Origin of the sequence: Massilia sp. 9I (assembly GCF_902506415.1) — a bacterium.
Taxonomy (GTDB): domain Bacteria; phylum Pseudomonadota; class Gammaproteobacteria; order Burkholderiales; family Burkholderiaceae_D; genus Telluria.
The window spans coordinates 4,765,436-4,790,475 of sequence record NZ_LR733275.1 but is presented as its reverse complement, the minus strand read 5'-3'; the positions used below and the strand labels follow the sequence as shown (position 1 = coordinate 4,790,475).

Sequence of the window (25,040 nt, the reverse complement as noted above, 5' to 3'; positions counted from 1 at the left end):
CAGGAACAGAACAGGACTAAGCAATGGCTCGTTTTTTTATTGACCGCCCCATTTTTGCCTGGGTGATCGCGCTGTTCATCATGGTGATCGGCGGCGTGTCGATCACCCAGCTGCCGATCGCACAGTATCCGAACGTGGCCCCGCCATCGATCGTGATCAACGCCGCCTACCCGGGCGCCTCGGCACAGACCCTGGAAGACTCGGTCATCTCCGTCATCGAACGCGAGATGAACGGTTCCCCAGGCCTCGTTTACATGGAATCGAGCAGCACCGCCAACGGCAGCGGCTCGATCACCCTGACTTTCGAAACCGGCACCAACCCGGAACTCGCACAGGTGGACGTGCAGAACCGCCTGTCGCGCGCGGCTCCGCGCCTGCCGGCGGCGGTGAACCAGCAGGGCGTGCGCGTCGACAAGGTGCGCGCGAACTTCCTGCTGTTTACCATCCTCTCCTCGGACGATCCGAAGTGGGACCCGATCGCGCTGGGCGACTACGCCTCGCGCACGGTGCTGCCTGAAATCCAGCGTATCAAGGGCGTCGGTACCGCGCAGCTGTTCGGTACCGAGCGCGCGATGCGCATCTGGATCGACCCGGCCAAGCTGGTGGGCTTCCGCCTGTCGCCGGCCGACGTCAACAACGCAATCCGCAGCCAGAACGCCCAGGTGGCCTCGGGCACCATCGGTGAACTGCCGCTGGCCAAGGGCCAGGAAATCAACGCGACCGTGGTCGTGACCGGCCAGCTCTCGACCGTCGAACAGTTCGGCAACATCGTGCTGCGCGCGAATCCGGACGGCTCGACCGTGCGCCTGAAGGACGTGGCGCGCATCGAGATCGGCGGCCAGGCCTACGGTACTTCGGCGCGCCTGAACGGCAAGCCTTCCACCGGTATCGGCGTGCAGCTGGCGCCGTCGGGCAACGCGCTGGAAACCGCGCGCCTGGTGCGCGAACGCATGGACCAGCTGTCGAAATTCTTCCCGGCCGGGATGAAGGCCACCGTGCCATTCGACAGCTCGAAGTTCATCGACATCTCGATCGAGCAGGTGCTGCATACCCTGGTCGAAGCGCTGGTGCTGGTGTTCCTGGTGATGTACCTGTTCCTGCAGAACTTCCGCTACACGGTGATCCCGACCATCGTGGTGCCGGTCGCGCTGCTCGGCTCGCTGGGCACGCTGCTGGCGCTGGGCTATTCGATCAACGTGCTGACCATGTTCGGCATGGTGCTGGTGATCGGTATCGTGGTCGACGACGCCATCGTGGTCGTCGAGAACGTCGAGCGCATCATGTCCGAAGAGGGCCTGCCGCCGCTGGAAGCCACGCGCAAGGCGATGGGCCAGATCTCCGGCGCGATCGTCGGCGTGACGGTGGTCCTGATGTCGGTGTTCGTGCCGCTGGCCTTCTTCGCCGGCGCCGTCGGTAACATCTACCGCCAGTTCGCGGTGGTGATGGTGTCCTCGATCGCCTTCTCGGCCTTCCTGGCGCTGTCCCTCACCCCTGCCCTGTGCGCGCACCTCTTGAAACCCGTCGAAGCCGGCCACCACCACGAGAAGCGCGGCTTCTTCGGCTGGTTCAACCGCCGCTTCGCCAAGACCGCCAAGGGCTACGAAGGCTGGGTCGGCAAGCTGATTCGCGGCTCCGGCCGCGCGCTGGTCGGCTTCGTGCTGGTGTGCGGCCTGGTCGCGCTGCTGTTCACCCGCATGCCGAACTCCTTCCTGCCGAACGAAGACCAGGGCTACGTGATCGCCAACATCCAGCTGCCGCCGGGCGCCACGCTCGAACGCACCAATGAGGTGATGCGCACCGCCGAAGCCTTCATCATGAAGCAGCCGGAAGTGGCCAACATGGTCAGCGTGCTGGGCTTCTCGTTCTCGGGCGCCGGCCAGAACATGGCGCTGGCCTTCATCCCGCTGAAGGACTGGAGCGAGCGCAAGGGCGAAGGTTCGAGCGCGCAGGACCTGGCCGGCCGCATCATCGGCGGCCTGTCGGGCGTGCGCGATGCCTTCATCTTTGCGCTGTCGCCGCCGCCGATTCCCGAACTGGGCCGCGGCACCGGCTTCAGCTTCCGCCTGCAGGACCGTGGCGGCAACGGCCACAATGCCCTGCTGGCGGCGCGTAACCAGCTGCTCGGCATGGCGGCGCAGAGCCCGATCCTGGCCGGCGTGCGTCCGGAAGGCCTGGAGGACGCGCCGCAGGTGATGCTCGACATCGACCGCGACAAGGCGCAGGCGCTCGGCGTCACCTTCGACGCGATCAACACCGCGATCTCGACCTCGCTCGGTTCGTCGTACGTGAACGACTTCCCGAACGCCGGCCGCCTGCAGCGTGTCGTGGTGCAGGCCGATGCCAGCGCCCGCATGCAGCCGGACGACCTGCTGCGCCTGAACGCGCTCAATACGCAAGGCCAGCCGGTGCCGCTGTCCTCGTTCGCGACCACGCGCTGGGTGACCGGCCCGATGCAGACCCTGCGCTACAACGGCTATCCGGCGATGAGCATCTCGGGCGACGCCAAGCCTGGCTATTCGACCGGCGACGCGCTGGCCGAAATGGAGAAGCTGGCCGCCAAGCTGCCGCCGGGCTTCGCCTTCGAATGGACCGGCCAGTCGCGCGAAGAACAGCTCTCGGGCGGCACCATGGGCATCCTGATGGCCTTCTCGCTGCTGGCGATCTTCCTGGCCCTGGCCGCGCTGTATGAAAGCTGGACGATCCCGGTGTCGGTGCTGCTGGTGGTGCCTTTCGGTATCCTGGGCGCGGTGCTGGCGGCGTTGATGCGCAGCTACCCGAACGACGTGTACTTCAAGATCGGCCTGGTGACCATCGTCGGCCTGGCCGCGAAGAACGCGGTGCTGATCATCGAGTTCGCGAAGGACCTGCAGGCGCAGGGCAAGTCGCCGGCGGAAGCGGCGATCGAGGCGGCGCACCTGCGCTTCCGCCCGATCATCATGACCTCGATGGCCTTCATCCTGGGCGTGCTGCCCCTGGTCATCGCAGGCGGCGCCGGCTCGGCATCGCAGCGCGCGATCGGTACCGGCGTGATGGGCGGTATGATTACGGCTTCCACGCTGGGCGTGCTGTTCGTCCCGCTGTTCTTCGTCGTGGTCCGCAAGATCTTCAAGGGCAGCAAGCGCCAGACCGAGAAGTATGCGCACCACGGAGACACCGCTTCGGCAGTCGAAGGAAAACAACCATGATCGATACGATGAAAAAACTGACTCCGCTGGCTCTGGCAATGATGCTGGCAGGCTGCATGTCGCTGGCGCCGAAGTACGAGCGTCCGGCGGCTCCGGTGGCCCAGGCCTTCCCCGAGCTGCCGAAGGCCGCCAGCGCCCCCGCCGCCCAGCTGGCGAACGAGGCGCCGGCGAGCATCGCCTGGCAGCGCTTCTTCCCGGACGCGCGCCTGCGCAGCCTGATCGAACAGGCGCTCACCAACAACCGTGACCTGCGCGTCTCGATCGCCAACATCGAGCAGGCCCGTTCGCAATACCGCATCACCCGCGCCGATCGCCTGCCGACCGTGGGCCTGGGTATCAGCGGCCAGCGCCAGACCACCGGCGAGGACCAGCCGATCTCGAGCCTGTACCAGTCGGGCTTCTCGGTTTCCGCTTTCGAGCTCGACCTGTTCGGCCGCGTGCGCAACCTGTCGCAGGCGGCGCTGGCGCAGTACCTGGCGACCGAGGAGGCGCGCAAGTCGGCGCAGATCAGCCTGATCTCCTCGGTGGCCAACGTCTACCTGCAGCTGCTGGCGGACGAAGAGCTGCTGGCGATCACCCAGCAGACCCTGGGCACGCGCCAGGAATCGATGCGCCTGACCCAGCTGCGCTTCGACAACGGCGTCGCGTCGCGCTTCGAACTGCAGCAGGCGCGCTCGCTGGTCGAGACCGCGCTGGCCACGCTCGCGGCGCAGCAGCGCCAGCGTGCGCAGGACATCAACCTCCTGACCCTGCTGGTGGGCACCCCGGTGCCGGCAAGCGCAGCCGCCGGCGCCACCCTGGCCACCACCGAGCTGCCTGACCTGCCGGCCGGCCTGCCTTCGGACTTGCTGGCGAACCGTCCGGACATCCGTTCGGCCGAGCAGCAGCTGATCGCGGCCAATGCCAACATCGGCGCGGCGCGCGCCAACTTCTTCCCGCGCATTACGCTGACGGGCAGCGTGGGCAGCGCCAGCACCGAGCTGTCGGGACTGTTCAAGTCCGGCACCTTCGGCTGGACCTTCGCGCCGCAGGCGATCCTGCCGATCTTCGACTACGGCCGCAACACGGCGGTGCTGGGCTCGGCCCGTGCGCAGCGCGACATCGCAGTGGCGCAGTACGAGCGCTCGATCCAGCAGGCTTTCCGCGAAGTGGCGGACGCGCTGGCGGGCCAGTCGACCTTCAGCGAGCAGCTGCGCGCGCAGCGTGCGGTGGCGGAGGCGGAAGGCGACCGCTTCAACCTGGCGGACCTGCGCTACCGGAACGGCGCAGCCAGCTACCTCGAGCTGCTGGACGCCCAGCGCGCGCTGTTCCAGGCGCAGCAGCAGGCGGTGCAGGCCAACCTGCAGCGCCTGCAGAACCAGGTCACGCTGTACAGCGTGCTGGGCGGCGGCTGGACCGAGGCCGCGACGCCGGTGGCTTCGCGCTGAGCTGTTCTTCGCTTTACCGAAAACCGGGCTGTGCGCAGCCCGGTTTTTTTTCGCCGGCGTTTCCTGAAGCGGGCACGAATTGAAGCGCGGAATTGAAGCGATGCCAGATTCGCAAGCTCGCTACACTGGACGCATGAACGCTTGCAGGCTCGCCGCCCGACTGTCATGCGCAAATTCGCACGCTCACACTGGAAAGTCCTGATCCTGATCCTGCTGGCGGTCGCGCTGGCTACCTTGACCTTGGAAACCGACTCCGCCCCTCCCACCAGCCCCGGCCCGGAACTCGCCACCCGCCTGCGCAATCATGTGGAGGCGATCGCCAGCGAGGAGCACAACACCGCCAGGCCGCGCGCGCTGGAACAGGCCGCGCGCCACATCGAGGCCACGCTCGAAGGCTACGGCTACCGCTTGACGCGCCAGGAGTACGAGGCCGACGGCCAGAAGGTGCGCAACATCGAGGTCTCGGTCTCGAACACCGTGGCCGGCGCGAAGCCGGAACGGATCTTCATCGTCGGCGCGCACTACGATTCCGCACGCGGCGCGCCCGGCGCCAACGACAACGGCAGCGGCACCGCCGCGGTGCTGGAACTGGCGCGCCTGCTCAAGACCATGCAGCCGAGCCGCGGCACCGAAGTGAAGTTCGTGTTTTTCGTGAACGAGGAACCGCCCTTCTTCATAGGCGAGGAGATGGGCAGCATGCAGCATGCGCGCGCGCTCAAACGGGGCGGCCACAACGTAGCCGGCGCGCTCATTTTGGAAACCATCGGCTGGTATTCTCAGGAGAAGAACAGCCAGAAGCTGCCGCCGGGGCTGGAGAAGCAGTACCCGAGCAGCGGCAACTTCATCGCTTTTGTGGGCACGCTGGAATCCTCGGCGCTGGTGCGCCAAGCGCTGGCGGCCTTCCGCGCGCAGTCGGATTTCCCGGCCGAGGGCCTGGCCGCGCCGGCCCATGTGATGGGCGTGACGCTGTCGGACCACAGTTCGTACAACCGGCAGGGCTACCCTGCCCTGATGATCACGGATACCGCCTTCCTGCGTTATCCCTACTATCACACGGCTGAGGACACGCCGGACAAGCTTGACTACGCGAGCATGGCGCGGGTGGTCAAAGGCCTGGCGCGTACCATCGACGCGTTGGCGGGTGCCACGAAAACGTAGGGTGGGCGGCTTGTCCGCCCACGCGGTAATTGTCGAGGACTCCGCTTTCGCGCCGGATGATCTCGCCGCAAACAATCAGCGCGTGGGCGTTCGTAATCCCGGGCATTGCCCGGCATTACCCCGCCCACCCTACGACCCCAAAAACATCTCCTGCAGATCATTCAGGAATCGCTGGCCCAGCTCGGTCGGCTTGATCAGCTTGTGGTCGCGGTACAGCAGCCCCTTGCCTTCCGCCTCGTTCAGCGCCTTGGTGATGGCGCTGATGCCCATGCCGGTACGCTCGCCAAACAGGTTCGGATCAAAGCCCTCGGTCAGGCGCAGCGCGTTGAGCATGAACTCGAAACCCATGTCGCCGCGCCCGATCTCGTGCTCTTCCTGCACCGGGTTGCCGCGCTTCGCCGCCTCGATGAAGGAGCCCGGCTGCTTGTAGCGCGCCTGGCGCAGTACGCGGTGCGGGAAGGAGATCTTGGAGTGAGCGCCGGCGCCGATGCCGAGGTAGTCGCCGAACTGCCAGTAGTTGAGGTTGTGCTGGGCGCGCTTGCCCGGCTGGGCATAGGCCGAGACCTCGTAGTGCTCGTAGCCCGCGTTGGCGGTCGCCTCCAGAATCATGTCCTGCATGTCCGCACTCGTATCGTCGTCCGGCAGGGCCGGCGGGTACTTGGCGAACACCGTGTTCGGCTCCATCGTCAGGTGGTACATCGACAGGTGCGGTGGCGCAAACGAGAGCGCGGTCTCGAGGTCACGGCGTGCCTCCGCCAGCGTCTGCGACGGCAGCGCGAACATCAGGTCGAGGTTGAAGTTGTCGAAGGTCGAACGTGCGATATCCACCGCGCGGCGCGCCTCGGCTTCGTCGTGGATCCGGCCCAGAGCCTTGAGGTGGGCCCCGTTGAAGCTCTGGATGCCGATCGACAGGCGGTTGATGCCGCTGTCGCGGTAAGACTTGAAGCGCTCGGCCTCGAAGGTGCCGGGATTCGCTTCCATCGTAATCTCGGCGTCCAGCGCCAGCGGCAGCAGGGTGCGCACGTCGGACAGCAGGCGGTCGAGCCCCGCGGCCGACATCAGGCTCGGCGTGCCGCCGCCGATGAAGATGGTGTGGATCTTGCGGCCCCAGATCATGGGCAGCGACTGCTCCAGGTCGAGGCGCACGGCGTCGAGGTAGTCCTTTTCCGGCAGCTCGCCCTTGGCCTCGTGCGAATTGAAGTCGCAATACGGGCACTTGCGCACGCACCACGGGAAGTGGATGTAGAGCGACAGCGGCGGCAAGGCCGTCAGGTTCAGCGCGCCGGGCTGCAGGTATTGAAGCGCTGTAGTGGCCGGGGAGCGTGGTTCGCCCGGCACGGGGCCGGCGACTTTAATCGGGATCATTTCAGTTTTTCTACCAGTGCACGCAGGGCCTGGCCGCGGTGCGAATGGGCGTTCTTCACGCCCGGTTCGAGTTCGGCGGTGGTCTTGCCGAGCGACGGAATCAGGAAGTGCGGGTCGTAGCCGAAGCCGTTGGCGCCGCGCGGGGCGGCGATGATCTCGCCGTGCCACTGGCCGTCGGCGATCACCGGCTGAGGGTCGTCGGCATGGCGCACGTAGACCAGCACGCAGTAGTAATAGGCCGACTTGTCGGCGTGGCTCGCCAGGTCCGCGACCAGTTTTTCGTTGTTGCGGGCGTCGGATTTCGGTTCGCCGGCGAAGCGGGCCGAATACACACCGGGGGCGCCGCCCAGCGCGTTGACGCATACGCCCGAGTCGTCGGCAAGAGCCGGCAGGCCGGTCAGGCGCGCGGCATGGCGGGCCTTGGCCAGGGCGTTTTCCACGAAGGTGCCGAAGGGCTCTTCCGCTTCCGGGACATTGAATTCGCCTTGCGGGTGCAGTTCGAAGCCGATGGGTTCGAGCAGTTGGGCGAATTCCTTGAGTTTGCCGGCGTTGTTGGAGGCGAGGATCAGGCGTTGGGTCATGGGGGCTCGGGCGGTGTTTTTTGCGGAGGGGGGATATTTTAGCGCGTTGGGGTAAAGGGCGCTGTGGCGGCTGCGGTGCGAACTTGGATCCCGGCCTGCGCCGGGATGACGGTTTATCAGCTAACAATGGTCGTTACTATTCGACCCGCAGCCTCCGCACGTCGTCCCGGCGAAGGCCGGGACCCAAGTTCCAGACCGAAGTCGAGCAAGCTGATCAGCCAACCAAGCCGAGAGATTGCTTTTGCAACCTAATCAGCTCCGCAATCCCCAGCTGCCCCAGGTCCAGCAGGCGGTTCATCCCCGCCCGATCAAACGCCGCACCTTCGGCCGTGCCCTGCACTTCGATGAAGTGCCCCTGCTCCGTCATGACGACGTTCATGTCGGTATCGCAATCCGAATCCTCGACATAATCCAGGTCCAGCACCGGCGTGCCCTTGTACACGCCGACCGAGATCGCGGCAACGAAGTGCTTCACCGGCACGGCAGGCAGGACGCCCTGCCCCACCAGCGCCTGGAAGGCGTCGTAGGCGGCCACCATGGCGCCGGTGATCGAGGCAGTGCGGGTGCCGCCGTCGGCCTGGATCACGTCGCAGTCCAGGTGCAGGGTGCGCTCGCCAAAGGCTTCCAGGTCGAAGGCGGCGCGCAGCGAGCGGCCGATCAGGCGCTGGATTTCCTGGGTACGGCCGGTCTGCTTGCCGCGCGCGGCTTCACGGTCCATGCGGGTGTGGGTGGAACGCGGCAGCATGCCGTATTCCGCGGTCAGCCAGCCCTGCCCCTTCCCTTTCAGGAAGCCCGGCACCTTTTCTTCGATGCTGGCGGTGCAGATCACCTTGGTGTCGCCGCACTCGATCAGCACCGAACCTTCGGCATGTTTGGTGTACTGGCGGGTGATGCGGATCGTGCGCAGCTGGTCGACCGCGCGACCGCTCGGGCGTTGTTCGAAGCTCATGTTGGACCTTTTTATTTAAGTAATTGGGAAGACTTCTCGATCGCCTCGCGGATCTCGGCAATCGCTTTTTCGATTTCGTCTTCGTCGAAGGCGTCCGCCCCGGACGGCAGGGGCTGCCCGGCAGTGATGGTCGAGCTGACCGCATCCTCGGGCAGCATCTGGGTCGAGATCATGTCCGGCGTGGTGGCGCCGGCCGCGTCCGCGCCCTGCCAGGTGATCGCCAGCGCGGTCGTGTTGTCGGCGCGCGCACCACCGATCGCGGCGGCCATCGCCACCAGGTCCGGCACCGCCTGCACGATGGTCGAGGTGGCCAGGCGGTGCACGATCTCGGTCTCCGGCAGCATCGACCACAGGCCGTCGGAACATAGCAGCAGGGTGTCGCCCGGTTCCAGGCTGACCTGGCTTGAGATGTCGATCTTCGGCGCCTGGCCGGCGCCCACGCAGTTGTACAGCTTGTTGCGGTCCGGGTGGGTATTGCGCTCGGCTTCCGTGGCGCGGCCGCGCTCGATCAGGTATTCGAGGTGCGAATGGTCGCGCGTGCGCGCCAGCACCTGGTTGCGGCGCATCCAGTACAGGCGCGAGTCGCCGCAGTGCGCCCACACGGCGCAGTTATGCTGCACCAGGCAGGCCACCACGGTGGTGCGCGGGGTCTCGGGCATCTTGTGCTTTTCGGCGTAGGCCAGGATGTCCCAGTGCGCCTGGTTCAGCGCATCTTCGAGGAAGCGCTCGGGCTTTTTCACATACGGGCGCGCCTGCATGCGGAACATCATCGACAGGGTCTGCAGCGTGATGGTGGCGGCGATCTCGCCGGCCAGGTGCCCGCCCATGCCGTCGGCCAGCACCAGCAGCAGCGCATCGCGCGTGAAGCTGTAGCCCATGCGGTCCTGGTTGACCTTGCGGCCGCCGATGTGGGTCTGCTGGTAGACGGAAAACTGCATGTTCGCTCCCTCAGGTTCAGGCCTTGCGGCCGATGCCGCCGAGACGGCCGACCAGCCCGCGCCAGCCCCCTGGCCGCGCCGGCTCGCCGTCGTCATCCTCGTGCTGCGGCGCCAGCGTGGGCGGCGCCTGCAGTACCTTCTGCATCGCGAACACGCTCTGGGGCCGCGCCAGCGGATCGAGCGCCATGCAGGAGCGCACCATCTCGACCAGCTCCGGCGAATAGCTGCCCGCGAGCTTCGCGAACTGGGCCTCGGTCTTGTCCTCTTGCCGGCGCGCTTCCACCGCCGGCGGCATCGAGCGCGTCATGCAGGCATACATGGCAGCGCCGATGCTGTAGATGTCGGTCCAGGGACCGAGCGTCGCGACCTTGCTGTACAGCTCGGGCGCGGCGAAGCCCGGGGTGTACATCGGCGCCAGCATGGGCGCGTCGATATTGATGGTCTGGCGCGCGGCGCCGAAGTCGAGCAGCAAGGGCGATCCGTCGACGCGCAGGTAGATGTTGGCCGGTTTCAGGTCCAGGTGCAGCAGCTTGTTGGCGTGGACTTCGCGCACACCGGCGCAGACGCCCTTGAACAGCTGGCGGATCGAGGTTTCGCTCATGCGGCTGCCGCGCGCATGCAGGCGCGCGATGTGATCCTGCAGCGTGTGGCCGGACTCGTAGGCCATCACCATGTAGACCGTCTCGTGGGCGCGGAAGAAGTTCACCACCCGCACCACGTTCGGATGGACGATGCGCGCCAGGGCCCGCCCCTCTTCGAAGAAGCACTTCAGGCCGATGCGAAACACCGCTAAATTGGGCTTGGAGACGCTGGGCGCGAGCTCCCCGGGGGCGCGCAGGGCGAGCTGGCTGGGCAGGTATTCCTTGATGGCGACCGCGTTGCCTTCAGCGTCATATGCCAGATAGACAATACTGAACCCACCGGACGCAATTTTCTTTACAATGCGATATCCGGCAATTTCCAGGCCGTCGGGCAGTGGGGCGTTATTCTGTGCGGCCATCGGGGAAGGTTTCCTTGCTTAACAAGGGGATTGTGTGGGATAAATGTCGGCTTTGTAAAGGCCACCCCGCGAAACCGACACGGGGTGTATAAAGAATAAGAAAACGGGGAATTCATTGAGCATTTCAAGCATGACAGGTTATGCGGTGGCCACCAGCGAAGGCGCTGCGGGCACCCTCACGATCGAGATCAAGAGCGTCAATTCGCGCTTCCTCGACCTCCAGTTCCGCATCAATGACGACCTGCGCGCGCTCGAGCCCGACCTGCGCGCCGCCATCATGGCGGCCATCACGCGCGGCAAGGTCGAAGTGCGCCTCTCCTTTGGCCGCAAGACGACCGGCGGCTCGCAGGCGCTCAACCAGGAACTGCTGTCCGACCTCGCGCGCCTGCAGACCGAGGTAACCAAGCACTTTGCCCAGGCGCCGCAGATGACGGTGGCCGAGCTGCTGCGCTGGCCCGGCGTGATCGAGGAATCGACCGTGGGCCAGGAGTCGCTGCAGGCGGACGTCGCCGCCCTCACCGCCACCACCGTCGCCGCCTTCGTCGACAGCCGCAAGCGCGAAGGCGCGGCGCTGGAAGGCATGCTGCTGTCGCGCATCGAGGCGATGGAAGGCATCGTCAAGCGCATCAGCCCGCTCATCCCGCAGGTGATCTCGCAGTTCCAGCAGAAGGCGGTCGAGCGCATGCAGGACGCGCTGGGCCTGGCCGGCCACGGCAACCCCTCGGTGCTGAGCCGCCAGGAAGTGCTGGAGCGCATCCGCCAGGAAGTGACGCTGTACGGCATCCGCATCGACGTCTCCGAAGAGCTGTCGCGCCTGTCGGCCCACCTGAACGAGACCCGCCACATCCTGAGGAAAGGCGGCCAGGTCGGCAAGCGCCTGGACTTCATGATGCAGGAGCTGAACCGCGAGGCGAATACGCTGGGCGCCAAGGCATCGGTGAAGGAGCTGGCGGATGCGTCGATGGAGCTGAAACTTCTGATCGAGCAGATGCGCGAGCAGGTGCAGAACCTCGAATAATTTGATTTAGATTGTTGTCGTTGCGCAACATAATGCAACGGCGCATTGAACGCGTGGGCGGGAGACCCGCCCACCCTACGAACGGCATACAGCGTTTCGTAGGGTGGGCAAGTTTCTTGCCCACGCGTTCAACGTTATGATGAACACATGCAGCGAACGATATCGCTGCGCGATACACACGTCACAAGGAATTAACATGATTACTCCCGCCCTCTCCGGCAGCCTGTTCGTCGTCGCCGCACCCAGCGGCGCCGGCAAATCGACCCTGGTCAACGCCCTGCTGAAGCTGGAACCGGGCATCAAGCTGTCGATCTCGACCACCACCCGCCCGCCGCGTCCGGGCGAGCAGGATGGCCGCGAGTACCACTTCACGACGGCGGAAGACTTCGTCGCGCGCGCCGACCGCGGCGAGTTCCTGGAATGGGCGGAAGTCCATGGCAACTATTACGGCACCAGCCGCGTGACCGTGGAACAGGAAATGAAACTGGGCACCGACATCCTGCTGGAGATCGACTGGCAGGGCGCGCGCCAGGTCAAGAAGCAGTTCCCCGACGCGGCCGGCATCTTCATCTTGCCGCCGTCGATCGAAGCCCTGGAGGAGCGCCTGCACAAGCGCGGCACCGACGAGCCTCACATCATCACCCGCCGCCTGCTGGCCGCCGGGGGCGAGATCGCTCACGCTCCGGAGTTCGAATATGCTATCATCAACGAAGAGTTCAACGTCGCCCTCGCAGAGCTGCAGGCGATTGTCAAAGCGACACGTTGCCGTTTCGCCCAGCAGGCGGCGCGCAACGCCGACTTGTTTGCCCAGCTGGGAATCCACGCGCAACAACCTACGTAATACCAAGCGCGGCGTCCGCAAGGACGTCGCTGATTGTCATTCAGGAGTGAGAACATGGCCCGCATCACCATCGAAGATTGCCTCAAGAACGTCCCGAACCGCTTCCAGCTGACCCTGGCCGCGACCTACCGCGCACGCCAGCTGCTGCAGGGCCACACCCCGAAGGTCGAAGCCAAGGACAAGCCGACCGTCGTCGCCCTGCGCGAAATCGCCGCCGGTAAAGTCGGCCTCGAGATGCTCAAGAAAGTGCCGATGTAAGACCCTTGCAGGGCCTGGGTTTCGTCATATCGATATTCTGTTATTCTGTGCCTACACTGGCTGATCGATATTACATATGAGTTTGTCTTCCCCGGATTCGACCCATCCAGGCCCCGCTCCTACCCGGAACAAGCGTCCGGGTAAACCGCAAGACGCCGAAGCACCGGCGCCCGCTCCGGGCGTCGCCTCGGTGACGCAGCTCATCAACAAGCTGTCCGATTACCTCACCCCCGCCGAGCTCAAGAAAGTCAAGGAAGCCTACCGCTTCTCGGACGAGATGCACCTCGGCCAGGTCCGCAAGTCGGGCGAGCCCTATATTTCCCATCCGATCGCCGTCGCGGAGATCTGCGCCGAGTGGAAGCTCGATGCCCAGGCCATCATGGCCGCGCTGCTGCACGACGTGATCGAAGACCAGGACGTCAAGAAGGACGAGCTGATCGAACGTTTCGGCGCCCAGGTCGCCAACATGGTCGACGGCCTGTCCAAGCTCGAGAAGATCGAGTTCCAGAGCCAGATCGAGGCCCAGGCCGAGAACTTCCGCAAGATGCTGCTGGCCATGGCCTCGGACGTGCGCGTGATCCTGATCAAGCTCGCCGACCGCCTGCACAATATGCGCACGATGGGCGTGATGATCCCCGCCAAGCGCCGCCGCATCTCGATCGAGACCATGGAAGTCTACGTCCCGATCGCGCACCGCCTCGGCCTGAACGACATCTACCGCGAGCTGCAGGACCTGTCCTTCTCGCACCTGTACCCACTGCGTTATTACACGCTGGCCAAGGCCGTCAAGGCGGCGCGCGGCAACCGCCGCGAGGTGGTCAAGAAGATCCTCGACACCGTCAAGAACCAGCTGGCGACCGCCGGCATCCAGGCCGAGGTCTACGGCCGCGAGAAGACCCTGTACGGCATCTATAAAAAGATGCGCAACAAGCACCTGTCGTTCTCGCAGGTGCTGGACGTGTACGGTTTCCGGGTGGTGGTCGACACCGTCCCGAACTGCTACGTGGCGCTCGGCACCCTGCACGCCCTGTACAAGCCGATGCCAGGCAAGTTCAAGGACTACATCGCGATCCGCAAGATCAACGGCTACCAGTCACTGCACACCACCCTGATCGGCCCCTACGGCACCCCGGTCGAATTCCAGATCCGCACCCAGGACATGCACCGCACCGCCGAAAGCGGCGTGGCGGCGCACTGGCTGTACAAGACCGGCGACTCGAACATGTCGGACCTGCAGCAGCGCACCCACGCCTGGCTGCAGTCGCTGCTCGACATCCAGCAGCAGACCGGCGACTCGGCCGAGTTCCTGGAACACGTCAAGGTCGACCTGTTCCCGGATTCGGTCTACGTGTTCACGCCGAAATCGAAGATCATCGCGTTGCCGCGCGGCGCCACCGCGCTCGACTTCGCGTATTCGATCCACACCGGCATCGGCGACCACACGGTCTCGGTCAAGATCAACAACGAGCCGGCCCAGCTGCGCAACGAACTGCACAACGGCGACATCGTCGAAATCGTCACCGATCCGGAGTCGCGCCCGAGCCCGACCTGGCTGGGCTACGTCCGCACCGGCAAGGCGCGTTCCGCGATCCGCCACTACCTGCGCACGGTAAACGTCAACGAGTCGGTCGAGCTGGGCCAGGAACTGCTGGCCGGGGCCCTCGCCGCGCGCAACATCGGCGCCGAGCTGCCCCCGAGCACCGTGGAAAAACTGCTGGCCGAGTCCTCGGCCAAGTCCTTGGAAGAGCTGTACGCCGACATCGGCATCGGCAAGCGCATGCCGCAGCTGGTGGCGCGCCACATCTTCGGCCTGATGGACGCCGACCCCGAGCAGAAGCCGACCGCCCTGCCGGCGCCAAGCAGCGACATCGACCCCGTCACGATCTACGGCAGCGAAGGCGTGTCGGTGCAGCTGGCGCCCTGCTGCCTGCCGATCCCGGGCGACCAGATCATCGGCCAGCTGCGCCGCGACCAGGGCCTGGTGGTGCACACCTGCGAGTGCCTGCCGGCCAAGCGCATCCGCGCCAAGGAACCGGACCGCTGGATTGCCGTCCAGTGGGGCGAAGAGCTCAACCGCCGCTTCGACTGCCGCATCCGCCTGCTCATCAACAACGAGAAGGGCATCCTGGCGCGCGTGGCCGCAGAGATCGGCGAGTCCGACGCCAACATCACCTATGTCGGCATGGACGAGGACGACGAACACCTGATGACCCAGCTGCGCTTCACCATCCAGGTCAAGGACCGGGTGCACCTGGCGCAGCTGATCCGCAACCTGCGGCGGGTGGCGGGCGTCAACCGCGTCGAGCGCGAACGCTCGTAACGCGCTTTCCTCAGTGCCGCCGCGCCTTTCCCGGCGCGGCGGGCACCAGCTCGGTAAAGACCAGCGTTTCCCCCGACAGCAGCGTGGCTTCGTCATGGCGGAAGCCGGACAAGGCGTTCGCCAGCATCAGCGGCACTTCGAACAGGCAGTCGACGTCGGCCTCGAGGCCGCCGTGCTCGTCCTGGGTCGCCCGCATTTCGTCGTGAATGGTGGCCAGCAGCGGCGGCGGCGTGCCGCCCACCGCCAGGTGGTACAGGCCCTCCTCCGACAGGTGCGCCACGTCCCAGACCTTGGCGCCATCCCTGTACTGGAAGGCGGCGCTGGCCATGATGTGCTCTTCCACCTGGCAGGCGAGCGCTTCGCAGCCTTCGGACAGCCGCGTCATGCTCTCCGCCTGGACGGCCGGGTGGGCCATGTCGTTGAAGAAGACCAGGTAGCCGCCGCCCGGCAGCGCCGCGCCCAACACCGGGCATTCGCCCGCCTCGTCCGGCGCGCCGGTGTCAAGCAGCGCCAGCTGGGCCAGTATGTCCTCCTTCGATTTGCCGCGCACCGCGATCCAGGCGATCGAATATCCCATGATGGTCTTCCTTTTCTTGCTGTTGAACTGCCGGGCAGGCGCCAGTGTGGGGCAAGCGCGGGCCCTTGGCAAATCACTATCCAGCAATTGTGTCGAAGGGCGTATGATGTGGCCATCTTTCCATTCGTACTGGACGCTATGCTCTCGTTGGACCAGATCCAGGCAGTCTTCAACAGCTCGGCGATTCCCACCGCCCTGTTCTCGCCCTCGGCCGATCCGGTCTTCATCGCGGTCAACAACGCCTTCCTGCAGATCAGCACCCGCTCCCGGGAAGAGCTGCTGGGAACGCGCCTGTTCGCGGCCTTCGACGCCCCGGGCAGCCCCGCGGACGATCCGCGCGTGGCCCTGCGCGACTCGATCGCCGAGGCGATCCGCAGCGGCACGCCGCAGACCATGCCGGCGCAGCACTACCCGATCCGCGTGCGCCAGCCGGACGGCAGCGAGGTGGTCGAGGAACGCTACTGGAACGCCGTCAACGCGCCCGTGTTCGACGCCGCCGGACAGCTGATCTTCATCCTGCACTACACGCTCGACATCAGCGAACAGGTGAAGGCGCAGGAACAGCAGCGCACCACCACCGAGCTGTACAGCAAGCTGATCGAATCGATGGACGACGGCTTCTGCATCGTCGACATCCGCTATGACGAAGACGGCAAGCCGGTCGACTACCGCTTCCTCGACATCAATCCCGCCTTCGAGGCCCAGACCGGCCTGGTGAACGCGCGTGGCAAGTACGTGCGCGAACTGGTGCCGGGGCTGACCGACACCCACTGGGCCGAGTTGTACAGCAGCGTGGCACTGACCGGAAAGCCGCTGCGCCTGGCCGAGGAACCGTCGCCGATCGGGCGCTGGTTCAACATCTACGCGACCCGCGTGGGCGACCCGGCGCTGGGCAAGGTCGCGGTCCTGTTCAACGACGTCACCGAGAGCCGCCGCACGCGCGACGACCTGCGCAGCCTGGCCAACGACCTGGCCCGGGAGAACCGGCGCAAGACCGAGTTCCTGGCCACCCTGGCGCACGAACTGCGCAATCCGCTGGCGCCGATTCGCACGGGCCTGGACCTGCTGCGCCTGTCGGGCGCGACCCCGCCGGCGCGTATCCACGACATGATGGAACGCCAGCTGGGCCAGTTGGTGCACCTGATCGACGACCTGCTCGACATCGCCCGCATCAACAGCGGCAAGGTGGAACTCAAGCGCGAACGGGTCGTCCTGCGCGATGCCATCGCCACCGCGGTGGAGACCGCCCAGCCCCAGATCCAGGCGGCCGGCCACACGCTCGACCTGTCGATTCCGGACACGCCGCTGCTGCTGCACGCCGACCCCACGCGCCTGGCCCAGGTGTTCAGCAACCTGCTGACGAATGCGGCCAAGTACACGCCTGCCGGCGGACGGATCGGGGTGCGGGTGGAACACGACGGGCGCAGCGTGCGCGTTGCCATTACCGACACCGGGATCGGCATCCCCGCCGAGGCCTTGTCCGAAGTGTTCGAGATGTTCAACCAGGTGTCGCGCAACATGGGACGGGCGCAGGGCGGGCTGGGGATCGGGCTGGCGCTGGTGCGCGGCCTGGTCGAGATGCATGGCGGCGCGGTGCACGCCGAGAGCGCGGGCGAGGGACAGGGCAGCAGCTTCGTGGTGGAGCTGCCGCTGGCCGGCGCCCTGCCGGATGCCCAGGCGCCGCAGCCGGCATCCGCCGGCGACGCTTCACCCGGCAGGCGGCTCAAGGTACTGGTCGCGGACGACAACATCGACGCCGCGCACACCATCATGGCCCTGCTCCAGCTGGACGGGCACGCGGTGGACGTGGTGCACGACGGCCGCCGCGCCCTGGAGCGCGCCAGGACCGGCAGCTACGAGCTCGCGATCCTCGACATCGGCATGCCGGGACTGGACGGCTACGAGGTGGCGGCCGCGCTGCGCGCCGACAGCGCCTGCCGCCAAACCTACCTGGTCGCGCTGACCGGCTGGGGCTCGGAAGGCGACCGCGCCCGCGCCAGAGCGGCGGGCTTCGATGCGCACCTGACCAAGCCGGCCGGCAGCGCGGAAATCAAGCGCCTGCTGGCGCACCTGCCGGCAAACGCAGCAGGGCGCTAGCGCGGCGGCGGCTTCCATCAGCGGCAGCGCCATTCTTGACGCTGGCAGGGTCATGCTCTATCGTAATGGCCAGAAACCGCCCTCCATCCTCCGGCGCCAGCCTCCCTGCAGGAACCATTGATGCCTCCCCCCACCGACGAACTCCAGACGCTTGCCGACGAAGCCCTGCATGCTGGCCTGAACGAGCTCGAAGCCGGCCAGTTCGAGCAGGCCGGCGCGCTGTTTCGCGCCGTGCTCGAACTCCAGCCCGCCCGCGCCGAGGCCCACTTCGGTCTGGGCATGCTGGAGCGCCGCGCCGGCGATGCGGGCGCGGCGATCCCGCACTTCGCCAATGCGCTGCAGGCCGCGCCAGAGGAAGCGTCATACTGGATCGTCTACCTCGATGCCTTGATGGAAGCCCGCCAGTACGCGACCGCGCGCGAGCTGATCGCACTCGGACGCAGCCAGGGCCTCGAAGGACCGGAAATCGATGCGTTCGAGCAGCAGCTGGATCGGCAAGGCGCGCCCTCGGATCAGCGGATCGAGGCGGCCGGCGCCCTGTACGCGAAAGGAAAAAAGGAAGCCGCGGGCAGGCTGGCGCGCAAGCTCACCGAGGAATTCCCGCAGCACCCCTTTGGCTGGAAGCTGCTGAGCGGCGTCCTGTACAGCCAGCGCGATTTTCCGGAAGCACTGGCGGCGATGTCGAAGGCGGCGCAGTACGGCCCCGACGATGCCGAAACCCTGTGCAACCTGGGCCTGATGCTGCGCGGCGCCGGCCAGTTGGACGATGCAAAGAGCGTGCTGGAGCGCGCCGCGGCGCTCGACCCGGACAACATCAACGCCTATAACCACCTGGCCGCGACCTTGCAGGAAATGGGGCGCCCGACCGAAGCGCTGGCCGCCGTCACGGCCGCCCTGGCCATCGACCCGGAGGATACCGGCGCCCTGGCCAGTATCGCCGTGATCCTCGATAACCTGGGCCGGGCCGACGAAGCGGTGGATGCTTACCGGCGCCTGCTGGCGCGCGAGCCGAACCATTCGAACGCCTACGGCAACATGCTGTTCTGCATGAGCCACATGGAGCGCTTCACGCCGGACGAACTGTTCGCCGAGCACGTACGCTTCGGTCAGAACTTTGCCAGCCGCATCAAGGCGGCGCGCAAATGGACCAATACGCGCGAGCCGGGCCGGCCCATCAGGATCGGCTTCGTCTCCGGCGACCTGCGCAACCATGCGGTCGCGAGCTTCATCGCGCCGATGTTCCGCGAACTGGGCAAGCGCCCCGGCCTGGCGCTGCATGCCTATTACACCCATCCAGTGCAGGACGACACCACCGCCGCCCTGCGCAGCCATGTCGCGCACTGGCGCGAGGTCAGTGCGCTGGAGGACGACGCGCTGGAAGCGCTGATCCGCAAGGACGGCATCGACATCCTGGTCGACATGAGCGGCCACACCGCCTACAACCGCCTGCACGTGTTCGCGCGCAAGCCGGCGCCGATCCAGGTGTCCTGGCTGGGCTACCCGGGCACCACCGGACTGGCGACCATGGATTACTACCTGTACGACCGCCACTTGCTGCCGCGCGGCGAATACGAGCACCTGTTCACGGAAGCGCTGGTGCGGATCCCGGTGGGCTCGGCCTTCGAACCGAACGCCGAGGCGCCGGAGGTCACGCCGCTGCCGGCGCTGGCGAACGGCTACCTGACTTTCGGCAGCTTCAACCGGCTCAGCAAGATCAGCCGCGAAGTGATCGCCCTGTGGAGCGAGCTGCTGCGGGCACTGCCGAATGCGCGCCTGGTGGTGGCCGGCATGCCGGTCGAAGGCGGCGGCCACGAGCAGCTCGCTAGCTGGCTGCAGGAGGAAGGCATCGACGCGGCGCGCACCAGCTTCCATCCGCGCACCGGCACCCCCGACTACCTGGCCATGCACGGCGGGATCGACATCTGCCTCGATACCTTTCCCTACACGGGCGGCACCACCACCCTGTTCGCGCTCTACATGGGCGTGCCCACCCTGAGCCTGGCGGGCCGCTCGATCGCGGGCCGCCAGACTGCCGCCCTGCTCGCCCACCATGGGCTGCAGGATTTCGTCGCCCGCGACGGCGCGGATTTCGTGGCGAAGGGGATCGCGGCCAGCAAAGACCTGGCGGCGCTGGCGCAGGTTCGCGCCACCCTGCGCAAACGCTCTCCCTTGTGGACGCCGGCAGGCGTGGGCGCCATCGTCGACGCCTTCGAATATGCGCTGCGCCACATGTGGGAACGCTGGTGCGCGGGCTTGCCGGCGGAAGGTTTCGAGGTGCCGGCGCAGCATCCGCTGGAACCGGACTGAACCCTCCGGCAATTCCATATTGCTATTAAAACCCGGACGCTCTAAGCTTGGCGCTCCTCAACTAGGAGAAAAACATGAAACGGGTTACCGGCATCGGCGGCATCTTCTTCAACGCACAAGACCCGGTGGCCTTGCGCGCCTGGTACAAGCAGCATCTGGGCGTCGACGTACTGGACTGGGGCGGCGCGGCCTTCACCTGGAGCGACGAGGCGCGCCAGCCGGACGGCGGCGTGACGATCTGGTCGATCGGCCAGGCCGGCAGCGACCACTTTGCGCCGGGCAAGGCCAATTTCATGATCAATTACCGGGTCGCCGACCTGGACGCCCTGCTGCAGGCCTTGCGCGAGGAAGGCTGCAATGTGCTGGACAAGACCGACGACTCGGAGTTCGGCAAGTTCGGCTGGGTGGTGGACCCCGAAGGCAACAAGGTCGAGCTCTGGGAGCCGCCCGCGGGGCAGTAAGCCGGCTTGTTCAGCCCGCCAGCGCGGCGCGCTGGCGTTCTTCCTGCTCACGCAGTTCCGGCGTCATGGCGTCGCCGAAGTCTTCCATGTCGAAGATCTGGCGGATCTCGATCTCGGCTTCGCCGCCGGCCATCGGCATCGGCACGCGCTTGACCCATTCGATCGCCTCTTCCTTCGACTTGACCTGCCAGATCCAGAAGCCGGCCAGCAATTCCTTGGTCTCGGCGAAAGGACCGTCCACGACCCGGACGCTTCCACTTTTGTCGAAATGAACGCGCGCGCCGCGCGAGGACGGATGCAGGCCCTCGCCCGAGACCATCACGCCCGCCTTGATCAGTTCGTCATTGAAGTTGCCCATGTCGGTGAGCAGCTTCTCGTCCGGCATTTCGCCCGCTTCGCTGTGTTTGTCGGCTTTCAGCAGAATCATGAATCGCATCGCAATCTCCTTCAGTTGTTAGATATGGCGATTTGTCCGCCATTTGACATGACGACGATCGGCGCGCTGCGAAATCGACAGCCGCGCCCAATTCTTTTGAATTATTTTCTCAAGGGAGCCAGGCCCAGGATGGCGTCGAAGGCCGCGCAGGCGCCGGCGCAGGCTTCGGCGATTTCTTCCGGGCTGGTGACGTGGGCGCGCAGGGCCAGCATGAAGGCGCGCCAGCGCGGGCCCGGGCCGGCCGCGTCGCCGCGCAGGTAGCGCAGCGGGTGCGGGGCCAGCGGCCCGGCCAGATTGCCGTACAGGACAGCCCCGCCCAGCTGCGATCCTTCGATCACGTAGGCGACGCCCCAGCGGTAGGCGGTGCTGGCATCCAGCGGCCATCCGGCGGCCAGGCGCGGCGGCGCGTCGACCATGCCGGGTTCGGCCAGGTCGGCATCGATCAGGGCCAGCCGCGCGGTGGGCGGCAGCGTGGGCTCGCGCTGGGGGCCGTCGGCAAAGCCGGCCAGCCAGCGCTCGAGCGGCGCCAGCCAGTCGCGCACCATTGCCAGGTGCGCGGCGTAGTCTTCCAGGCTGGGTAGGGGTGCGGACAGCGGCAGGCCGCTGTCGAGCCGCCCGTGCCGCGAGGCAGTCGCAGTCCGCAGCGCGGCCAGTACATCGGTGTCGCGCACGGAATCGTTTGGACGGTTCATGAAGGCTCGAGGAGGTTCTCGATGGGCGGCAATCGTCCATCTTACCACCCGGGCGCTTCAGTCCGTGATGGGCTCCGGATATTCGACCGAAAGAATTTCAAGCTCGTCCGTACCGAGCGGGGTCTGTAGCGTGGCAACATCACCTTCCCGACACTTGGTGAGGGCGCGCGCCACCGGCGAGACCCAGCTGATCTTGCCGCGCAGCGGATCGAGCTCGTCGATGCCGACGATGGTGACGGTGTGCTCCTCGCCCGCCTTGTTCAGGTAGCTGACGGTGGCGCCGAAGAAGACCTGGTCGTTGCCGTAGTGCACGCTGGGGTCGACCACGAAGGCCGAATCCATGCGCTTGGTCAGAAAACGGATGCGGCGGTCGATCTCGCGCAGGCGGCGCTTGCCGTAGATGTAGTCGCCGTTTTCCGAGCGGTCGCCGTTCGACGCCGCCCAGTGCACGACCTTCACCACCTCGGGGCGCTCGACGTCGATCAGCTGCAGGAGCTCGTCCTTGATGGCCTGGTAGCCGGCGGGCGTGATGTAGTTCTTGGCCCCGGCCGGGATGGCCTGGGCCAGCGCCAACGCGTCCGCGTCGTCGTCGTCGTTGTCGGACTCTTTTACGAATGCCTTGTTCATGGACCTTATTGTAATGGCAAGCGGCGCCCGGGCGCTCCCGCTTACCGTATCATGCACACCATGAAACGAGCGAAACAAGCACGCTCCCGGCTTCTGGCGCCGCTGGTGACCCTGGCGGCGCTGATCCTACTCGTCGAAGCCTGGACCTGGGATGTGGGCAGCCGCGCCGCAGCCCGCATGGGCGCCTGGCCGCCGCTGCGCTGGCTGGAAGCCGGCATCCGACGATTGCCAGCCTGGGCCGCCCTTTGCGCCTTCGTGCTGCCCGGATTATTACTGCTGCCGGTGAAGCTGCTGGCCCTGCTCGCGATCGCCCACGGCCACGCGCTGGCCGGCGTGGCCGGCTTCGTCGTGGCCAAGCTGGGCGGCGCGGCGGTGGTGGCGCGCATCTATGTGCTGACCCTGCCCACCCTGCTCACCCTGGGCTGGTTCGCGCGCTGGCACGGGGGCTTCCTGCGCCTGAAAGACCGCCTGCTGGCGGCCCTGCGCGCCAGCCACTTCTGGCGCCAGGTACGCGCCGCCGTCTCGAATACGCGGCGCGGCCTGCGCCGCGTGCTGCGCCGGGCCGGACGCCAGCCCAGCCACCTGATGCGCGTGCTGCGCCGTTTCAAGAACCGCGTCAAGGCGCGCGAAGCGGCGCGGCGACAAGAAAAAACAGAAACCGAACTGCCATGAGCCCACTCCCCTCCCTGGCCGCCGAGATGCAGGCGGCCGCATCGGAAATCTACCTGCTCGACGCCGAGACCCTGGCGGTGGTCGACGCCAACCAGGCCGCGCGCCTGAACCTCGGCATGGACGCCGGGGCGCTGGGGGGCACCGATATGTATACCCTGGCGCCGGGCCTGGAGCGCGCCGCCCTGGCCGAGCTATTGACGGGCCTGGGCGACGAGATCGGCGCCCAGGTCGGCCTGCGCACGCATTTGCGCCGGCTTGACGGCAGCAGCTACCCGGTGCGCCTGTGTTTCCTGCGCATCGTGCGCGACGACCGCGCCCTGCTGCTGGCGATCGCCGACGACCTCAGCCTCGAGCAGGCCTCGGCTCGGGCCCTGGCCCAGTCGCAGGCGCGCTTCGACGCCATCGTCCGCAACACGCCCGGCCTGGTCTACCAGTTCGTGCTGCATCCGGACGGGCGCGCCGACTTCCCCTGGCTGAGCGACGGCTGCTCGGCCCTGCTGGGCCTGTCCGTGCTGGAACTGCAGCACGACGCCAGCCTATTCGAGCGCCTGATCCTGCTTGACGACCGCAAGGGCTACCTGGAATCGATGCAGGCCTCGCGCGCCGCAATGTCGGGCTGGAACTGGGAGGGACGGATCTGGATCGACGCCTGGAAGGACGTCAAGTGGATCAACCTGCGCGCCACCCCGCACCTGGTGGACGGCGGCGCGGTGCAGTGGGATGGCATCATGAGCAACATCAGTGCCAGCAAGCAGGAGCAGCAGGAAGTGCTGCGCTCGCGCGCCCGCCTGGCCGAGCTGACCGACCACATCGAGCAGGTGAAGGAACAGGAACGGGCCCGCATCGCGCGTGAAATCCACGACGACCTGGGCGGCAACCTCACCGCCATCAAGATGGCGCTGGCGATGCTGGCCGCGCGCCTGCCCGACAGCCAGCCGGCGCTGCTGGAAAAGGCAAATTACCTGGACGACCTGGTCGACCGTACCATCGAGGCGGTGCACCGCATCTCGCTCGACCTGCGCCCGACCATGCTGGACCTGGGCATCGTCGCCGCGCTCGAATGGCAGGCGCGCGAATTCGAGAAGCAGATGGGGATCGCCTGCGTGTTCCGCGGCCCGGACGAGGACATCCTGCTCGACGACGACCACGCCACCGCCCTGTTCCGCATTTTCCAGGAAGCGCTCACCAACATCGCCAAGCACGCCGGCGCCACCCGGGTCACGGTGCTGCTGCGGCGCCAGCGCGGCCACCTCAGCCTGGATATCTGCGACAACGGCCGCGGCATCCAGCCAGCCGACCGCCTCAAGCCCCATTCCTTCGGCCTGCGCGGCATGAGCGAGCGCGCCAAGGCGCTGGGCGGCACGCTGAGCTTGTCGTCCGCGCCCGGAGGTGGCACGATGGTGACTATCAAAATCAGGCTGGCAACACCGCAACGCACCGAGACATCCAAGGAATGAGTGACAAGGCAACAATTCGTGTATTCATCGCCGACGACCACGCGATCGTCCGCGAGGGCCTGAAGCAGATCCTCGCCGAGCAGCGCGACATCATCGTCGCCGGCGAGGCCGAGACCGGGCTCGATGCCGTGAAGCTGGTCGGCAAGGCCAAGCCTCACGTGATGCTGCTCGACATCTCCCTGCCCGACCGCAACGGCATCGAGGTGCTCAAGCAGATCAAGAAGGACCGGCCGGAGCTGGCCGTGCTGATGCTGTCGATGCACCGCGAAGACCAGTACGCGATTCGCTCGCTGAAAGCCGGCGCGGCCGGCTACATGACCAAGCAGAGCGCGCCGCGCGAGCTGGTCACGGCGATCCGCCAGGTGGCGGGTGGCCAGAAATACGTCAGCGCCGCGCTTGCCCAGACGCTCGCCGCCCAGGTCGGCGAAGACCACGAGGCGCCGCCGCACGACAGTCTGTCCGACCGCGAATACCAGACACTGACGATGATCGCCTCCGGCATGTCGGTCAGCGACATTGCGCGCGAATTGTCGCTGTCGGTGAAGACGGTGAGCGAATACCGCGCCCGCCTCTTGGTAAAAATGAAACTCAAGAATAGCGCCGAGCTGACCCATTACGCGATCCGCAACCAGCTGGTGGGCTGAACCCGCAACTGTTGCAGATGCGCGGCTGAA

Annotated in this window: 22 protein-coding genes; 13 read left to right on the top strand and 9 right to left on the bottom strand. The window is 66.4% G+C overall.

Annotated features, from left to right (window positions below; genetic code table 11):
* Nucleotides 1-23 precede the first annotated feature (23 nt).
* From GV068_RS21370 to GV068_RS21360, 3 genes are all read left to right on the top strand, one after another.
* Nucleotides 24-3,185, top strand: coding sequence for an efflux RND transporter permease subunit (locus GV068_RS21370; protein ID WP_159702630.1), 3,162 nt, complete (start codon nt 24-26; stop codon nt 3,183-3,185).
* Nucleotides 3,182-4,612, top strand: coding sequence for an efflux transporter outer membrane subunit (locus GV068_RS21365; RefSeq protein ID WP_308637497.1), 1,431 nt, complete (start codon nt 3,182-3,184; stop codon nt 4,610-4,612). Before GV068_RS21370 ends, GV068_RS21365 begins: the two co-directional genes overlap by 4 nt.
* Before the next feature lie 165 nt (nt 4,613-4,777).
* Nucleotides 4,778-5,770, top strand: a complete 993-nt coding sequence (locus GV068_RS21360) for a M28 family peptidase (RefSeq protein ID WP_159702627.1) — start codon at nt 4,778-4,780, stop codon at nt 5,768-5,770.
* 129 nt (nt 5,771-5,899) lie between these two features.
* Here GV068_RS21360 and hemW read toward each other — a convergent pair whose 3' ends face one another.
* The 5 genes from hemW to GV068_RS21335 form a co-directional block, all read right to left on the bottom strand.
* Nucleotides 5,900-7,135, bottom strand: coding sequence for a radical SAM family heme chaperone HemW (hemW, locus tag GV068_RS21355; RefSeq protein WP_159702624.1), 1,236 nt, complete (start codon nt 7,133-7,135; stop codon nt 5,900-5,902).
* Nucleotides 7,132-7,716, bottom strand: a complete 585-nt coding sequence (gene rdgB / locus GV068_RS21350) for an RdgB/HAM1 family non-canonical purine NTP pyrophosphatase (RefSeq protein WP_159702621.1) — start codon at nt 7,714-7,716, stop codon at nt 7,132-7,134. Before rdgB ends, hemW begins: the two co-directional genes overlap by 4 nt.
* A 214-nt stretch (nt 7,717-7,930) precedes the next feature.
* Nucleotides 7,931-8,665, bottom strand: a complete 735-nt coding sequence (rph, locus tag GV068_RS21345) for a ribonuclease PH (RefSeq protein ID WP_159702617.1) — start codon at nt 8,663-8,665, stop codon at nt 7,931-7,933.
* Between the two features lie 11 nt (nt 8,666-8,676).
* On the bottom strand, nt 8,677-9,603 hold the full coding sequence (locus tag GV068_RS21340) for a PP2C family serine/threonine-protein phosphatase (RefSeq protein ID WP_159702614.1): 927 nt from the start codon (nt 9,601-9,603) through the stop codon (nt 8,677-8,679).
* 16 nt (nt 9,604-9,619) lie between these two features.
* Nucleotides 9,620-10,603 (bottom strand): serine/threonine-protein kinase, encoded by a 984-nt coding sequence (locus GV068_RS21335; protein WP_159702610.1) that lies wholly within the window; start codon nt 10,601-10,603, stop codon nt 9,620-9,622.
* A 130-nt stretch (nt 10,604-10,733) separates the two neighbouring features.
* Between GV068_RS21335 and GV068_RS21330 the strand changes: the two genes are divergently transcribed.
* The 4 genes from GV068_RS21330 to GV068_RS21315 all read left to right on the top strand — a co-directional run bounded on the left by GV068_RS21330 (nt 10,734) and on the right by GV068_RS21315 (nt 15,040).
* Nucleotides 10,734-11,621: a YicC/YloC family endoribonuclease gene (locus tag GV068_RS21330; RefSeq protein WP_159702607.1), complete on the top strand. Its 888-nt coding sequence runs from the start codon at nt 10,734-10,736 to the stop codon at nt 11,619-11,621.
* A 196-nt stretch (nt 11,622-11,817) separates the two neighbouring features.
* A complete protein-coding gene (gene gmk, locus GV068_RS21325; RefSeq protein WP_159702604.1) occupies nt 11,818-12,462 on the top strand; it encodes a guanylate kinase in 645 nt (214 codons plus the stop codon).
* Nucleotides 12,463-12,516: 54 nt separating this feature from the next.
* Nucleotides 12,517-12,720: a DNA-directed RNA polymerase subunit omega gene (gene rpoZ / locus GV068_RS21320; RefSeq protein WP_005665923.1), complete on the top strand. Its 204-nt coding sequence runs from the start codon at nt 12,517-12,519 to the stop codon at nt 12,718-12,720.
* 76 nt (nt 12,721-12,796) lie between these two features.
* On the top strand, nt 12,797-15,040 hold the full coding sequence (locus tag GV068_RS21315; protein WP_159702601.1) for a bifunctional (p)ppGpp synthetase/guanosine-3',5'-bis(diphosphate) 3'-pyrophosphohydrolase: 2,244 nt from the start codon (nt 12,797-12,799) through the stop codon (nt 15,038-15,040).
* Between the two features lie 10 nt (nt 15,041-15,050).
* On the opposite strand, the gene GV068_RS21310 is transcribed toward GV068_RS21315, so the two are convergent.
* Nucleotides 15,051-15,617 (bottom strand): hypothetical protein, encoded by a 567-nt coding sequence (locus GV068_RS21310; protein WP_159702598.1) that lies wholly within the window; start codon nt 15,615-15,617, stop codon nt 15,051-15,053.
* Between the two features lie 138 nt (nt 15,618-15,755).
* Between GV068_RS21310 and GV068_RS21305 the strand changes: the two genes are divergently transcribed.
* From GV068_RS21305 to GV068_RS21295, 3 genes are all read left to right on the top strand, one after another.
* Nucleotides 15,756-17,714, top strand: coding sequence for an ATP-binding protein (locus GV068_RS21305; protein WP_159702595.1), 1,959 nt, complete (start codon nt 15,756-15,758; stop codon nt 17,712-17,714).
* 120 nt (nt 17,715-17,834) lie between these two features.
* Nucleotides 17,835-20,021 carry a tetratricopeptide repeat protein gene (locus GV068_RS21300; protein ID WP_159702592.1) on the top strand — a complete coding sequence of 729 codons (2,187 nt, stop codon included), beginning with the start codon at nt 17,835-17,837 and terminating at the stop codon, nt 20,019-20,021.
* A gap of 74 nt (nt 20,022-20,095) precedes the next feature.
* Complete coding sequence (locus GV068_RS21295; protein WP_159702589.1) at nt 20,096-20,482, top strand: VOC family protein; 387 nt, start codon at nt 20,096-20,098, stop codon at nt 20,480-20,482.
* A 10-nt stretch (nt 20,483-20,492) separates the two neighbouring features.
* Here the strand turns inward: GV068_RS21295 and GV068_RS21290 are convergent, their stop codons facing one another.
* The 3 genes from GV068_RS21290 to greB form a co-directional block, all read right to left on the bottom strand.
* Nucleotides 20,493-20,918 (bottom strand): YciI family protein, encoded by a 426-nt coding sequence (locus tag GV068_RS21290; RefSeq protein WP_159702586.1) that lies wholly within the window; start codon nt 20,916-20,918, stop codon nt 20,493-20,495.
* A gap of 101 nt (nt 20,919-21,019) precedes the next feature.
* Nucleotides 21,020-21,610 carry a biliverdin-producing heme oxygenase gene (locus GV068_RS21285; protein ID WP_159702583.1) on the bottom strand — a complete coding sequence of 197 codons (591 nt, stop codon included), beginning with the start codon at nt 21,608-21,610 and terminating at the stop codon, nt 21,020-21,022.
* A gap of 57 nt (nt 21,611-21,667) precedes the next feature.
* Entirely contained in the window at nt 21,668-22,237 is a 570-nt protein-coding gene (gene greB, locus GV068_RS21280; protein ID WP_159702580.1) for a transcription elongation factor GreB, read from the bottom strand.
* Between the two features lie 60 nt (nt 22,238-22,297).
* Between greB and GV068_RS21275 the strand changes: the two genes are divergently transcribed.
* The 3 genes from GV068_RS21275 to GV068_RS21265 are packed head-to-tail and all read left to right on the top strand — an operon-like array spanning nt 22,298 to nt 25,010.
* Nucleotides 22,298-22,909, top strand: coding sequence for a hypothetical protein (locus GV068_RS21275; RefSeq protein ID WP_201303330.1), 612 nt, complete (start codon nt 22,298-22,300; stop codon nt 22,907-22,909).
* The gene (locus GV068_RS21270; RefSeq protein ID WP_229464397.1) at nt 22,906-24,366 is read left to right on the top strand and encodes an ATP-binding protein; all 1,461 of its coding nucleotides are present in this window, start codon (nt 22,906-22,908) and stop codon (nt 24,364-24,366) included. Before GV068_RS21275 ends, GV068_RS21270 begins: the two co-directional genes overlap by 4 nt.
* Nucleotides 24,363-25,010: a response regulator transcription factor gene (locus tag GV068_RS21265; protein WP_159702577.1), complete on the top strand. Its 648-nt coding sequence runs from the start codon at nt 24,363-24,365 to the stop codon at nt 25,008-25,010. The genes GV068_RS21270 and GV068_RS21265 overlap by 4 nt, the downstream gene beginning before the upstream one ends.
* Nucleotides 25,011-25,040 lie beyond the last annotated feature (30 nt).